The 13,962-nt window shown below is 42.2% G+C and carries 10 protein-coding genes; 6 read left to right on the top strand and 4 right to left on the bottom strand.

Features of this window, described 5'->3' with window-relative positions; genetic code table 11:
• Positions 1-347: 347 nt before the first annotated feature.
• The gene (locus tag ACFQZJ_RS17830; RefSeq protein ID WP_379936294.1) at positions 348-1,052 is read left to right on the top strand and encodes an energy transducer TonB; all 705 of its coding nucleotides are present in this window, start codon (positions 348-350) and stop codon (positions 1,050-1,052) included.
• Between the two features lie 129 nt (positions 1,053-1,181).
• Here the strand turns inward: ACFQZJ_RS17830 and ACFQZJ_RS17835 are convergent, their stop codons facing one another.
• The 4 genes from ACFQZJ_RS17835 to ACFQZJ_RS17850 form a co-directional block, all read right to left on the bottom strand.
• A complete protein-coding gene (locus ACFQZJ_RS17835; RefSeq protein WP_379936295.1) occupies positions 1,182-3,566 on the bottom strand; it encodes a sodium-translocating pyrophosphatase in 2,385 nt (794 codons plus the stop codon).
• Between the two features lie 124 nt (positions 3,567-3,690).
• Positions 3,691-4,218: an inorganic diphosphatase gene (locus ACFQZJ_RS17840; RefSeq protein ID WP_379936297.1), complete on the bottom strand. Its 528-nt coding sequence runs from the start codon at positions 4,216-4,218 to the stop codon at positions 3,691-3,693.
• A gap of 142 nt (positions 4,219-4,360) precedes the next feature.
• Complete coding sequence (locus ACFQZJ_RS17845; RefSeq protein WP_379936298.1) at positions 4,361-6,862, bottom strand: DUF5686 family protein; 2,502 nt, start codon at positions 6,860-6,862, stop codon at positions 4,361-4,363.
• A 104-nt stretch (positions 6,863-6,966) separates the two neighbouring features.
• Positions 6,967-7,944, bottom strand: coding sequence for a pyruvate dehydrogenase complex E1 component subunit beta (locus tag ACFQZJ_RS17850; RefSeq protein WP_379936299.1), 978 nt, complete (start codon positions 7,942-7,944; stop codon positions 6,967-6,969).
• A 175-nt stretch (positions 7,945-8,119) separates the two neighbouring features.
• Between ACFQZJ_RS17850 and ACFQZJ_RS17855 the strand changes: the two genes are divergently transcribed.
• The 5 genes from ACFQZJ_RS17855 to ACFQZJ_RS17875 form a co-directional block, all read left to right on the top strand.
• Entirely contained in the window at positions 8,120-8,860 is a 741-nt protein-coding gene (locus ACFQZJ_RS17855; protein ID WP_379936300.1) for an electron transfer flavoprotein subunit beta/FixA family protein, read from the top strand.
• 41 nt (positions 8,861-8,901) lie between these two features.
• Positions 8,902-9,870 (top strand): electron transfer flavoprotein subunit alpha/FixB family protein, encoded by a 969-nt coding sequence (locus tag ACFQZJ_RS17860; RefSeq protein ID WP_379936302.1) that lies wholly within the window; start codon positions 8,902-8,904, stop codon positions 9,868-9,870.
• Between the two features lie 84 nt (positions 9,871-9,954).
• Entirely contained in the window at positions 9,955-10,587 is a 633-nt protein-coding gene (locus ACFQZJ_RS17865; protein ID WP_379936303.1) for a bifunctional nuclease family protein, read from the top strand.
• Between the two features lie 16 nt (positions 10,588-10,603).
• Positions 10,604-12,061, top strand: a complete 1,458-nt coding sequence (locus tag ACFQZJ_RS17870) for a NupC/NupG family nucleoside CNT transporter (protein WP_379936304.1) — start codon at positions 10,604-10,606, stop codon at positions 12,059-12,061.
• 176 nt (positions 12,062-12,237) lie between these two features.
• Positions 12,238-13,962 (top strand): PhoX family protein (locus ACFQZJ_RS17875; RefSeq protein WP_379936306.1); only part of this gene is annotated, 1,725 nt, incomplete at its 3' end.

A 13,962-nucleotide genomic window follows, 5' to 3' on the forward strand; every position in this document is an offset into this window, starting at 1 on the left:
AGTATCGTAGGCTGAATTCAACACCCTATTTCCGTACCTGGAATTATGCGCTGATCACGTATCCAAGCAAAAAAGCCCATACACAGTTCATGTATACACATGACTGGTTTAAATCTACCAAACCTACAATAGCTAAGCCGCATTGCCCTGTCCTTTAGACTTGGATACAGCTAGACATAAACCGGCGTTACCAACTATGATTCCGGTTCCTTGTCTTCCACTCCCTCATTCAAATGCATACTTTACTCATTCTTCATTTTTTGGCTGCACGGTATCCTATACTTTTAAGTCGAACTCGAATGAATAATAACCTGTTGAAACAACGTCAACATTAAATTTTAAAATGTATGAAACTTAAAAAGAACCCTAAAAAAGACATCAACAAAAGAAGTGGCGTTTACTTTGCCATTGGACTAGTAACCGTTATGCTGTTGTCATATATCGCTTTGGAATGGAAGACATACGATATCAGCTACAATCCTGATATTGGAATGAACCAGCTTGATGAACCGCTAGATGAAAAAGCTCCGGTTTTTATTTTAGAAACCCCACCTCCACCGCCTTCGCCTGTTATACCTATAGAAATTGAAATTGTTAAAGACGAAGACCCTATAAAAGAGTCGATTATAGCTATTATAGAACCTGACCAGAACACGGAAATACCGGAAAACCACACCTTTAACATCATTGAAGACGAGCCTGAACCAGACGTAACCTGGATAAACATTGAGGAAGCTCCCATCTATCCGGGATGCGAGAACGAAACCGACAAAAGGGACTGCTTTGCCAAAATGGTACAAAAGCATATTGGCCAGGTATTTAGGTATCCAGAGCAAGAACGGGAACTAGGTATTCAAGGTCGCGTAAACGTTATGTTCGATATACAAAAAGACGGTACAATTGGCAATATACGTATGCGGGGGCCAAACGATAATCTTGAGAACGAAGCCGGCAGAATCATTGGTAAACTGCCTAAAATGACACCAGGAAAACAACGGGATAGAAATGTAAAAGTGTCCTTTGCCATTCCCATTACCTTTAAACTTCAATAGATCTAATAAATAGCAATAAGCGACAAAAAAATTAATACCCCGTTAAACCCAATCGTGTAAATTGATACCACAAAAAAGACCCTCTATGAATTTCATAAAGGGTCTTTACTGTTTACTATTTAGATGTAGTTAATTCTCAATAATCTTAGACATCTTTTCTATCTTAACTTCAACGTTTTCGGAAGCGGTATTAAAGGCATCTACTTTAGCCTTCACTTCTTCCTCCGTTCCTTCAAAAACCTGTTCTGAAGTTGTTTCTTCTCCATTTTGTGTTACTGTAGTTGTAATAATCGCAGTTGTAGTTCCGTCTTCGTTCGTATCCATCTCCACGTTTACGGCAGTTTGGCTATACGCTTCCTTAGATTCATTGTAAGCCGTCATAGTATCTCCGTTCATCGCAATACTAGGAGCTATTACCAATGCAACAACAGACATCAATTTTAAAAGAATATTCAGTGAAGGTCCGGATGTATCTTTAAAAGGATCACCCACAGTATCACCAACTACGGCAGCTTTGTGTGCATCGGTCCCTTTTCGTCCATCAGACTCGATCATTTTCTTTGCATTATCCCATGCACCACCTGCGTTAGATTGAAAGATAGCCATAAGCACCCCTGCAGAAGTAACACCTGCCAAAAGTCCGCCTAACATCTCGGCCCCACCTATGAAACCAATGGCAACAGGAACTGCGATGGCCAAAAGCCCTGGCAATACCATTTCCTTGATAGAAGCTTTGGTGGAGATATCCACACACTTGTCATACTCCGCGTACCCATCAGCCGCATCAAAAATTTCTCTTTGAGCAGGCGTAGCTTTGGACATATCCGAATCTACCGCCCTCATCACTTCCAAAGCGGCCTTCAATTGTGGAATATCCCTAAATTGTCTGCGTACCTCTTCGATCATTGCCATGGCGGCACGCCCTACGGCGTTCATCGATAATGCAGAAAACACGAAGGGTAACATTGCACCCACCAAAAGACCGGCCATAACGGTAGGTTTGGAAACATCGATAGAACTTACGTTCGCTACTTTCATAAAGGCCGAAAACAAAGCTAATGCTGTCAAGGCCGCAGAAGCAATGGCAAAACCCTTACCAATAGCCGCTGTTGTGTTACCCACGGCATCCAACTTATCGGTACGCTCACGTACTTCTGGGTCTAATTCCGCCATCTCGGCAATACCACCGGCATTGTCAGAAATGGGTCCATAAGCATCTACTGCCAATTGTATACCTGTATTTGCCAACATACCTACGGCCGCGATTGCAATTCCGTATAATCCTGCAAAATGATGCGATACTAAGATAGCAGCTGCAATCAACAGAATAGGAATCATAGTAGACATCATTCCTACACCTAGACCCGCAATAATATTGGTGGCAGCACCGGTTTCCGATTGCTTAACGATAGAGTTAACAGGCTTTGTACCTGTACCGGTATAATATTCCGTAATCTTTCCAACGCCAAGACCGGCAACAAGCCCAGCTAATGTTGCCAAGAAAATTCCGTTAGCGCCGGCCGGCAAACCTGCAACCGACTCAGGAATCAAAGCGTGAATAATAAAATAAGAGGCTACTACCATTAGACCGGCCGAACCAAACTCACCAATATTCAGCGCTGTTTGCGGGTTGCCCCCGTCCTTGACCTTCACAAAGAAGGTTCCTACTATAGACATTAGAATACCAACGGCAGCAAGTACCAAAGGAAGATAAACAGCCCCTAAGCCATCAAAATCCGGGGTGATAATGAAAGCACCCAATACCATGGTCCCTATGATAGATCCTACATAGGATTCGAACAAATCCGCTCCCATTCCGGCAACATCTCCAACATTATCACCAACATTATCCGCTATGGTAGCAGGGTTTAAAGGGTGATCCTCCGGTATACCAGCCTCTACCTTTCCTACTAAATCCGCACCAACATCGGCGGCCTTGGTGTAAATACCGCCACCAACACGGGCAAATAAAGCTATTGACGATGCACCCAAGGAGAATCCTGAAAGGACATTGAGCACCAAGGAAAGATTCTCCGCACCTGGCCATATACTTTGATAAATCACGAATAAACTACTTAGTCCTAAAACACCAAGACCAACAACGCCTAATCCCATTACGGCACCACCGGCAAAAGCAACCTCTAAAGCTTTACCTAAAGATGTTTTAGCAGCCTGTGTTGTTCTCACGTTCGCTTTTGTAGCAACACGCATACCAATAAAGCCTGCCAAGGCAGAACAGATAGCTCCTACTACAAAGGAAAGGGCTACCATACCATGAGACCCTGTTTCGTTACTCCCCTTGAAAAACAAAAGAATGGCAACTGCAACAACAAAAATCGATAGGATTTTGTACTCGGCCTTCAAGAAGGACATAGCTCCATCTGCAATGTTTTTGGCTATTTTAGCCATTTTAGCGTCACCTTCATCTTGCTTTCCAACCCACATGTTCTTTATGAACACGAAAATCAGTGCAACAATACCGAACGCTGGTAAATAGTTTACGATTAATTCCATTTTGTTTAGTTGTTTTTAGTTTTTTAAAAGGCTGCTAAAGTAGTAAAATAGTATAGAATAAAAAAAGCCACCTTCATATTAATAATGTATTAATAGAGGTGGCTATAAATTAGCAATCAGTATTTTAAATTGTAAAGGTGCGCTTCTTTTTATGCTCGCTTTCTTCATAGCGGAGCACACATTCTTTATAAATTTTTACGGCCTCTGCGGCATCTCCCCATCCGCCGGTATCTACTTTCTTCTTTTCAAGATCTTTATATACCTGAAAAAAGTGCTCTATTTCTTTTAACCTATGCGGGTTAAGGTCTGCTATATCGTCCCTTCGTCCCCAGATAGGATCGCTTACGGGAACACAAATAATTTTTTCATCGGGTCCTTTTTCATCGGTCATGTGAAACACACCTATTGGTTTTACCTCCATGACCACCATTGGGTACGTGGGCTCTATTCCTAACACCAAGACATCTAAAGGATCCTTATCCAAAGCCAAGGTTTCCGGTATAAAACCATAATCACCGGGATACATCATGGAAGAAAACAAGGTTCTGTCAAACCTGATCTTATGGAGCGTAAAATCGTATTCATACTTGTTTCGACTTCCCTTCGGAATTTCTATCAGCACATCAAAAGTTACCTCGGTAGTATCACTCATATCTTACTCTTTTTAATTGAAGCGCAAAGTTAAGCCAAATCGAACGCTTTAGCTAACTGCCCTGTTTTAGAATTTATTACTTATCTACTTACAAAGAACGTAACGCTTTTCGGCTTCCGAAATTGCCTTGGTTTACGAAGGTCTAAAAGCTAAAGCCAAAAGTACCAGTGACACCGAAGGCTCTTGCATTGGGATTATCCAAATAATTACCCCTAAAATTAAAATCGACCCTAAACACCCTGAAAATATTTCCAATGCCCAAAGAATATTCATAATAAATTCTTTCCGAAGGCGCTCTTAATGGCGTATTTACAGCAGAGGGTGCACTTAAGGCGATATTGGCATCGGACAACTCTCCCCATACGCCTCGTAGCCCTATTATTTCCCTTAAATTTAATTTACGCAAAACCGGAATCCTCGAAAACAACCTCCCATTAAAATTGTGTTCCAAATGCACTGCACTGTAAGTATCCGTTACAAATTCATAAAAATCCAAGTTCGGAAACGTACCGTAATTTGAAAAGAATGTTTGGTTCCCGGGAACTACACTCAACAGGCCCAAAGGCACCTCCCCAAATGTTTTTCCCACTTCTACGGTTGTTCTCAACCTTCCAAAAGCTCCTAATTGCCATGGTCTGGTGTAGGAAAACTGTATTTTGGTATAGTTAAAATCGCTATCCAAAAAACCGTTTGTCCCCTTGGTCAAATTCAGAAGCAAGGTACTGTAGCGATCATTAACCTCTCTACGTTCCACACCGTATCCTACCGATTGTTTTCCCGGCGTGTATATTACTACGGTATTAATATCAAACTGCCGTATTTCCGAGGAAATTCCAGAAGGGGATTCCGCATCAATATAATCCAAACTAAATTCATTGGGCAAAGCCGAGCTGAGCGTTCTAAAAGTACTCCCGACCGAAAGCCGTAAATTGGTTAGAGGTTCAATTTCTAAACTTAACGCACTTAGATTTATGTTGGTCAATCGATTATTGATACCTACGGTAAGTAAGGCCGAAGATGCAATACTCCTGCCCAATACATCGTTCGTAGCGGTAAGACTTACGCCAAGTTGCTCAACATCCCTTCTATGCCCCGCAGAAGCAATAAACCTGCTCTCGCGGTCTATAAGGACCTTGCCGGATATCCCATGTTTTATTTTTTTATCGGCAAAGCCGTAGGCCCCATACCCCTCTAGACGCCAAGGATCGTTTTGGCCAAAATAGGTTCTGGCCCCTAATCGCAATCTTGGCCCCTCGGCATCGTTGAAACCAAAGACATCATAAATGGTACCTATATCCATGTTCCATTTATCTATTTCAACATAACCAGAACCTAAAATACTTACTACGTTATAATAGGACTTAAATTTGGGCACTGTTTTTAAGGTGTCCAAAAGTGTATAAATACCCTGCTCATCCTTATTCAAATCCTCTAGCCGGTATTTGTCCCAAAACACATCGTCGGTTACCATGGCATTTGGATCGACTACATTTTTGGATTTTCGATAAAAATCCCTTGGTAGCTCCCTATCGAATTCGTAGTTATCGTAAACCGTGGTTCGTTTGCCGTAAACCCCTCTGGAGCTCTCTTTCTTTTGAAAGCTGAAATCGCTTAACATATAGTCCCTTTTTAGAAGAAAGACCGAATCGTTGACCACGTCAAAATCCTGTTCGATATAAATATCCTTTACCCAATTGATGTTGGCACTTTTGGTAACCTGTAAATTGATGTTCTTAACGGCCCAAGTAGAATCGTTGACCCAAAAATCACCTTTAAAGGTAAGTTCATTTTTCCTACGCGGATAGTATACGATATTATAACACCATTTATTATCTATATAAGAACTATCGCGCAAAGCGTAATTATAGGTATCAACACCGGTTCTGGACAAAGGACTCGTAAAACTTTTGGAGAAAAATTTTAGATAGTTATCGTAAATATCATAGCGCTGGTAAAGATCCTTTACAAAGGCGATTATAGCCTGGTTATTGTCAAAACCAGAGTTTTTATTCCCTAAAATCTCCTCTTTTTCCTGCTTTAAAACATTATCGCCCTTTACTTTGGAGAACGTTTCATTTAAAAAAATGGGCAAATAGGTCTTACCGGTAATCCTTGATGTATCCAAATCTTGAAAAACAAATTCCAAGCCCCTAAAAACCTTACTCTTGATCAAGGAACTATCGATCGTATTCAAATCAAATTCTACCTTTTCATATTTATCAAAAGCATATTGATTGAATTGCCGTACCCCGTTCTGCCTTTTTTTTGCCCATATTTTCTTGAGGATTTCTACCGCGGGATTATTTTTTTTTGATTGTTTTCCGGAAATCAAAACCACTTCGTTGAGCTGCTCGGCAGCTTCGCTAAGGATTATGGTCATGTCATACGTTACTCTATTCTCTAGAACAATCTCCCGACTTTCAAATCCAATGAACGAAACCAGCAAAAGATCATGCACATCGTCAGACTCCATGTAAAACCTTCCGTTGTCATTGGTTATCGTACCTTCTGTAGAATTTTTAAATATCACATTGGCAAACGCCACGGGCTCCCCGGCTTCGTCCATAACAATACCACCTACCTTGGTCTGGCCGGATAGCCATGCAAAGCAGAAAAACAAAAAGAGGCTTAGGATTTGTTTCATTACGTATAATTCTCAAGGAACCATGGAACAAATAGCATTCCAAATAAAAAAGCTCCCTCGACCTTTGGTCGACGAAGCTAAGATAGTTTTACAAAAATACACTGTTATTTGTACATCACCTTTTTTACCGCTTTCACTACATCATTGTAATTAGGCAACCACTCCTCCAATAATACCGGTGAATATGGGGCCGGTGTATCGGCGGTATTTATTCTCACGATCGGGGCATCCAGATAATCGAATGCGTGCGACTGAACATGATAAGTAATCTCACTGGCAACATTACCAAAAGGCCACGCTTCTTCTAGAATAACCAAACGATTTGTCTTCTTCACAGAGTTTAAGACCGCTTCATAATCCAAAGGCTTTACAGTACGTAAATCAATTATTTCACAGCTAATTCCTTCTTTCTCCAATTCATCGGCCGCTTTATCGGCATCCTTTATTATTTTACCGAACGAAACTATGGTCACATCGGTACCGGCCCTTCGTATATCTGCTACTCCCAAAGGTATGGTATATTCCCCCTCTGGAACTTCTCCTTTATCCCCGTACATTTGCTCGGATTCCATAAAAATAACCGGGTCATCGTCACGAATGGCAGATTTCAATAATCCTTTTGCATCTGCAGGATTGGAGGGCACAACAACTTTTAGTCCCGGACAATTGGCATACCAACTCTCAAATGCTTGCGAGTGAGTTGCCCCTAGCTGACCTGCAGAACCCGTTGGGCCACGGAAAACGATCGGACAGGGGAATTGGCCTCCCGACATCTGACGAATTTTCGCGGCATTGTTAACGATTTGATCAATACCCACCATAGCAAAATTGAACGTCATAAACTCAATAATAGGCCTATTCCCCGTCATTGTAGAGCCCACACCTATTCCAGCAAAACCTAGTTCCGATATCGGGGTATCTATGACACGTTTTGCACCAAATTCGTCCAGCATTCCCTTGGAGGCTTTGTAAGCACCATTATATTCCGCAACTTCCTCGCCCATAAGGTAAATGGACTCATCCCTGCGCATTTCCTCGGACATGGCCTCGGCAATAGCTTCTCTAAATTGTAAGGTTTTCATTTGCTTAAGTTTTAATCTCTAAAGGTTTCGCTTCAAAGGAAGCAAAAATAGCAAATAATATATCAAACTATCGTTCGATAGAATCAAAAAAAGTTATAAAATTTACTATGCATGCATAGTAAATTTGAAAATTAATGATTATCTTCGTCCTCACCATTTTAAACGCATTTCATAAATGAAAATATTAGTCTGTATCAGTAATGTCCCCGACACTACATCAAAAATAAATTTCACTGAGAGTGACACAAAATTTGACACCAACGGTGTACAGTTCGTCATCAATCCAAACGACGAGTTTGGCTTAACCAGAGCTATGTGGTTCAAGGAAAAACAAGGTGCTACGGTTCATGTAGCTACCGTTGGCGGTGCAAACGTGGAGCCCACTATGAGAAAGGCTTTGGCCATTGGAGCCGATGAGGCCATCCGGATAAACGCCGAGCCGGTTGACGGGTTTTTCGTTGCACAACAACTTGCCGAAGTTATCAAGACCGGAGGTTACGATTTAGTGATCGGCGGTAGGGAATCCATTGATTACAATGGCGGAATGGTACCGGGCATGATTGCCACCTTCTTGGATATGAACTTCGTAAACACTTGTATCAGTTTAGACATAGAAGGTACCACGGCAACCGCTGTCAGAGAAATTGATGGAGGTAAAGAAACCTTAAACACTAGTCTTCCACTAGTTATTGGCGGACAAAAAGGTTTGGTAGAAGAAAGCGACCTACGTATTCCGAACATGAGAGGAATCATGCAAGCGCGACAGAAAAAATTGAGCGTTCTAGAACCCGTTTCCGCTACTAAAACGACCGAAGATGTATCGTTTGACAAACCGGAGCCCAAAGGTTCCGTAAAGCTTGTTGACACCGTAGATGAATTGATAGATTTACTACATAACGAAGCAAAAGCAATTTAATCGGAGACCGATTTCAGCGTAACCCTCAAAATTTAGAAAACATGTCAGTATTAGTGTATACAGAATCCGAGAACGGAAAATTCAAGAAAAGTGCTTTTGAAGTAGCCTCTTATGCTACCGAAGTAGCCAAGCAACTAGGAACCACTGCAACAGCAGTTTCCTTCAACACATCGGAAAATGAAGTATTGGGAGATTATGGTATTTCCAAGGTACTTCATATAGCGGACGACTCCCTAAAAACCTTCAACGCCAAAGGCTATGCACAAGCATTGGCACAAGCGGTAAAACAAGAAGGGGCAACTACGGTTATCGTAAGTTCCAGTGCGGATACCAAGTTCATGGCCCCATTATTGGCCGCCTCCTTAAACGCAGGATATGTACCCAATGTAGTTGCAGCTCCAGAGGCTACGAGTCCTTTTACCGTTAAAAGAACCGCGTTCAGCAACAAAGGATTCGCGCATACCCAAATACATACGGACCATAAAGTAATAGGTGTATCCAACAATGCTTTTGGTATTGTCGAAAACAAAACTACCCTCACAATAGAAGACTTTTCGGTCGCTACGGACGATACTACCTTTACGACCAAATCGGTAGATATTGATAAAGTGATCGGCAAGGCCACCATTGCCGATGCAGATATCGTAGTCTCCGCAGGAAGAGGCCTAAAAGGTCCTGAAAACTGGGGAATGGTAGAAGAACTGGCCGATGTCCTTGGCGCAGCAACCGCATGTTCCAAGCCGGTTTCGGATTTAGGCTGGAGACCACATGGCGAACATGTGGGGCAAACCGGTAAGCCCGTAGCAAGCAATTTATATATAGCCATTGGAATCTCGGGCGCCATTCAGCATTTGGCAGGTGTAAGCTCTTCAAAAACCAAAGTAGTCATCAATACGGACCCGGAAGCACCATTTTTTAAGGCGGCGGATTATGGTATTGTAGGCGATGCGTTCGATGTAGTACCCGAATTGATAGAAAAATTAAAGGAATTTAAAGCCCAAAACGCTTAATTTTTGTTAATTTGTGCCCGCAAAGGGCTGTTCGAATAATTGGCGACCCAAGTATTTGAACAGCCTTTTTTTATTAAAGATATTATGAGTTTAGTCCGTCTAAAAATAAAAGGTATTTCATATAGCCAGACCCAAAATGGTGCGTATGCCCTTATATTGAACGAAGTTGAAGGAGACCGCAAATTACCTATTGTAATAGGTGCCTTTGAGGCGCAATCCATTGCTATCGCCCTGGAAAAAGAAATAAAGCCACCACGGCCCTTGACACATGACCTTTTTAAAAACTTTTCGGACCGTTTTGATATTGTTGTAAAACAAGTAATTATCCATAAGTTGGTCGATGGGGTTTTTTATTCCAGTATCATCTGTGAAAGGGATGGCATAGAGGAAATAATCGATGCACGCACCAGCGATGCCATTGCCCTTGCATTACGATTTAACGCTCCCATATTTACATATAAGAACATCTTGGACAAAGCAGGAATTTTCCTTAAATTTTCCTCTAAGGACAAAGACAAGGAAGACACAGGCGGGGACAGCATCATGGTAGACGAGATTCTGCAGGAGGGTGAAACTGTTCCTATAGAATCCGGTGCCTCCGATGGTTATACGGAGCTGACCATTGACGAACTGGATAAAGAACTGGCGAAAGCGGTTGCAAACGAAGACTACGAAAAAGCAGCAAAATTAAGGGACGAAATATCCAAGCGGAATTAAAACTAAATCCCTTCACATGAAGAAAAGTACCTGGCTACTGTGTCTCTTTATTTTTTTACCCCTCACCTTTTTTTCACAGACGCCAGTAATCAATGAAACTGTAACTTCTGCGGTCGATACTTCGATTATCAACGATATTTCCGTTTCCAATTCCAATGCACTGGCGAACCAAGGATTTTCCATAAACAGCCTTTGGCGCGGCATACTAGGAATGGTATCGCTTCTATTATTAGCTTTTTTATTTAGTTCCAATCGCAGGGCAATCAACTGGAGAACGGTTGCCATAGGCCTCGGTCTGCAGTTGATCATTGCCATAGGCGTATTAAAAGTTCCGTTCATTCAATTGATCTTTGAGCAAATAGGAAAGATTTTTGTAAGTATTTTGGAATTCACTAGAGCAGGGAGTAATTTTTTGTTTGAAGGCTTGGTAGTAGACACAGGAACCTTTGGTTATATTTTTGCTTTTCAGGTATTACCCACCATTATTTTCTTTTCCGCACTTACCTCCTTGTTATTCTATCTTGGCGTTATTCAAAAGGTAGTAAAAGCGCTGGCTTGGTTATTATCCAAAAGTTTAGGGATTTCGGGCGCGGAAAGTCTAAGCGTGGCAGGAAACATCTTTTTAGGCCAGACCGAAGCACCTTTGCTTATAAAAGCGTATTTAGAGAAGATGACCAAATCTGAAATTCTCCTGGTCATGATAGGCGGCATGGCCACGGTCGCAGGAGCTGTTTTGGCGGCTTATATTGGGTTCTTGGGAGGAGAGGACGAAGCGCTTCAACTCCTCTTTGCAAAACATCTTTTGGCCGCTTCTGTAATGGCGGCTCCAGGTGCCATTGTGATTTCTAAAATGTTATACCCACAAACAGAAGCCGTAAATACTGATGTAAGCGTTTCCTCGGAGAAAATAGGTTCCAATATTTTAGATGCCATTGCCAATGGCACTACAGAAGGTCTTAAACTCGCCGTTAATGTTGGTGCCATGCTTTTGGTATTTGTGGCAATTATTGCCATGATCAATGGTATATTGGAATGGACAGGAGACCTAACGAACCTTAACGGTTGGATCGCGAATAATACCTCATATCAACGATTTTCGTTAGAAGCAATTCTCGGGACTGTTTTTGCTCCTTTAATGTGGCTGATAGGAGTTGCAAAGGATGACGTTATGCTTATGGGTCAACTACTTGGGATAAAACTGGCAGCAAGTGAATTCGTGGGCTATATACAGCTGGCAGAATTGAAGGATATGACCAGTTTACCACATTTAAAGTATAACAAGTCGATCATAATGGCAACCTACATGCTTTGTGGCTTTGCCAACTTTGCATCTATAGGTATTCAAATCGGAGGTATTGGTTCCTTAGCTCCCGGACAGCGAAAAACACTATCGGAATTTGGCATGAAAGCGGTCTTGGGCGGCTCCTTGGCATCTCTTTTGTCCGCCACCATCGCCGGGATGATTTTAGGATAACTTGGATTTCGGTATTTATTTAAGCGCTTCATTCCGTAAAATCGTAATTTTCATCTGATTATCAATACTTTAATCGTTTTTTACTTTGCCGCCAATCTAAAATACCTATTTTGCAACTTCCCCCTACACAGTTTTAATAAAGAGCTTTTATATAGCTCACGTAACTCAAACCAAATATGAAACTCCGGTACTTCCTATGTTTCCTTTACAGCTCTTTTTTGTTTGGCCAAAATATTGGGAATTTTCAATCTGTAATACCAACCAGCAGAACAACTGAATTTACGATTCCGGACTCCCATACGTTTCAAAAAATAATATCCCATGGCGACCCATTGACAGAAGGCGGTTTTCTGATGGGAAATAACGATTTTACAGGGTACGTGCCCATAAATGGAAGCAGTACAAATGGATATTTGAGCATTAACGCCGAAACATTGCCGGGTGGGGTTTCCGTGTTGGATATAAACTATAATAGTAGCACAAAACTATGGGTCACTACCTTATCCAAAGCAGTAGACTTTGAAGCCTTTGGAGGCACCGCTGCAAATTGTTCGGGAACGGTAACACCTTGGAATACGATTATTAGTTGTGAGGAGTATACCTCTAAAGATTTACTAGCCAGCAATCGTGTAACGGAACTAGATCGCAATGGTGATGGCTATGACGATTTGGGCTGGGCCGTTGAAATAGACCCCGTCACCAAAACCGTAATCGATAAACGCTGGGCAATGGGAAATTTCAAACATGAAAATGCAGCAATACATCCCAATCATAGAACCGTTTACCAAGGAACGGATAATTACACGGGTTTTGGGTATTTATATAAATTCGTTGCTGATGCGGCAGAGGACCTAAGTAGTGGAAAACTTTATGTATACACGGGCCCAAAAAACGGTAATGGCAATTGGGTTCTTTTGAACAACACCACAAAGGAAGAAAGAAATTCCACCAAAGCGCAAAGTACCGCCGTTGGCGCTACGGATTTTGTGGGCATCGAAGATGTTGAAATCGGTCCCGACGGTGGCATCTATTTTGCTGTTAAGGGTGAGGACAGAGTGTATAGGTTCCAAGATTCCGACCCCATAGCTGGTACTACTGTTATCAATATGGAAACGTATGTTGGCAACGCAAGCTATCCCATAGCACATGAAAACGGCACTACAAATCTGGATTGGGGCTATGGTAATGACAATTTAGCTTTTGATTTGGACGGAAACCTATGGGTGTTACAAGATGGAGACGAACATTATATCTGGGTAGTACGAAATGGGCATTCCCAAGCGAACCCTGACGTTGCATTATTTGGAATTGTTCCTGATGGAGCCGAACCGACGGGAATCACATTTTCTCCTGACAATCGCTTCCTTTTTATGTCGATTCAACATCCAAATAGCGCAAATGGAGCAACCACTCAGACCGATGCGGCTGGTGTTGAAGTGGGGTTTGGAAAATCGACCACTATAGTAATTGCCTTAAAAGAAAATTTAGGAGCAAGTACGGAGCAAGATTGGTATTTGGATGCAGATGGGGATGGATATGCCGTTTCTCCTACAGTTAGCAGTGTAACTAGTCCCGGACCAGGATATACAACCAACGTTCTTCCATTAACCGATTGCGACGACACCGATGCCGAAGTATTCGAAGTCTCCACATGGTACTTGGATGCCGATGGGGACGGCTATGCGGTATCGCCTACAGTGGAAAGCTGCAACAGTCCCGGAACGGGCTACACCAACACAATACTCCCAACAACGGATTGCAACGATACCGATGCCGAAGTATTCGAAGTCTCCACATGGTACTTGGATGCCGATGGCGACGGCTATGCGGTATCGCCTACAGTGGAAAGCTGCAACAGTCCCGGAACGGGCTATACAACCAACGTTCTTCCATTAACCGAT

The organism is Maribacter chungangensis, from assembly GCF_042676845.1.
GTDB classification, from domain to species: domain Bacteria; phylum Bacteroidota; class Bacteroidia; order Flavobacteriales; family Flavobacteriaceae; genus Maribacter; species Maribacter chungangensis.

Excerpts from the sequence above, each read along its gene's own strand:
- ACFQZJ_RS17830 (WP_379936294.1), top strand. The coding sequence starts at position 348 with ATGAAACTTAAAAAGAACCCTAAAAAAGACATCAACAAAAGAAGTGGC.
- ACFQZJ_RS17835 (WP_379936295.1), bottom strand. The coding sequence starts at position 3,566 with ATGGAATTAATCGTAAACTATTTACCAGCGTTCGGTATTGTTGCACTG.
- ACFQZJ_RS17840 (WP_379936297.1), bottom strand. The coding sequence starts at position 4,218 with ATGAGTGATACTACCGAGGTAACTTTTGATGTGCTGATAGAAATTCCG.
- ACFQZJ_RS17845 (WP_379936298.1), bottom strand. The coding sequence starts at position 6,862 with ATGAAACAAATCCTAAGCCTCTTTTTGTTTTTCTGCTTTGCATGGCTA.
- ACFQZJ_RS17850 (WP_379936299.1), bottom strand. The coding sequence starts at position 7,944 with ATGAAAACCTTACAATTTAGAGAAGCTATTGCCGAGGCCATGTCCGAG.
- ACFQZJ_RS17855 (WP_379936300.1), top strand. The coding sequence starts at position 8,120 with ATGAAAATATTAGTCTGTATCAGTAATGTCCCCGACACTACATCAAAA.
- ACFQZJ_RS17860 (WP_379936302.1), top strand. The coding sequence starts at position 8,902 with ATGTCAGTATTAGTGTATACAGAATCCGAGAACGGAAAATTCAAGAAA.
- ACFQZJ_RS17865 (WP_379936303.1), top strand. The coding sequence starts at position 9,955 with ATGAGTTTAGTCCGTCTAAAAATAAAAGGTATTTCATATAGCCAGACC.
- ACFQZJ_RS17870 (WP_379936304.1), top strand. The coding sequence starts at position 10,604 with ATGAAGAAAAGTACCTGGCTACTGTGTCTCTTTATTTTTTTACCCCTC.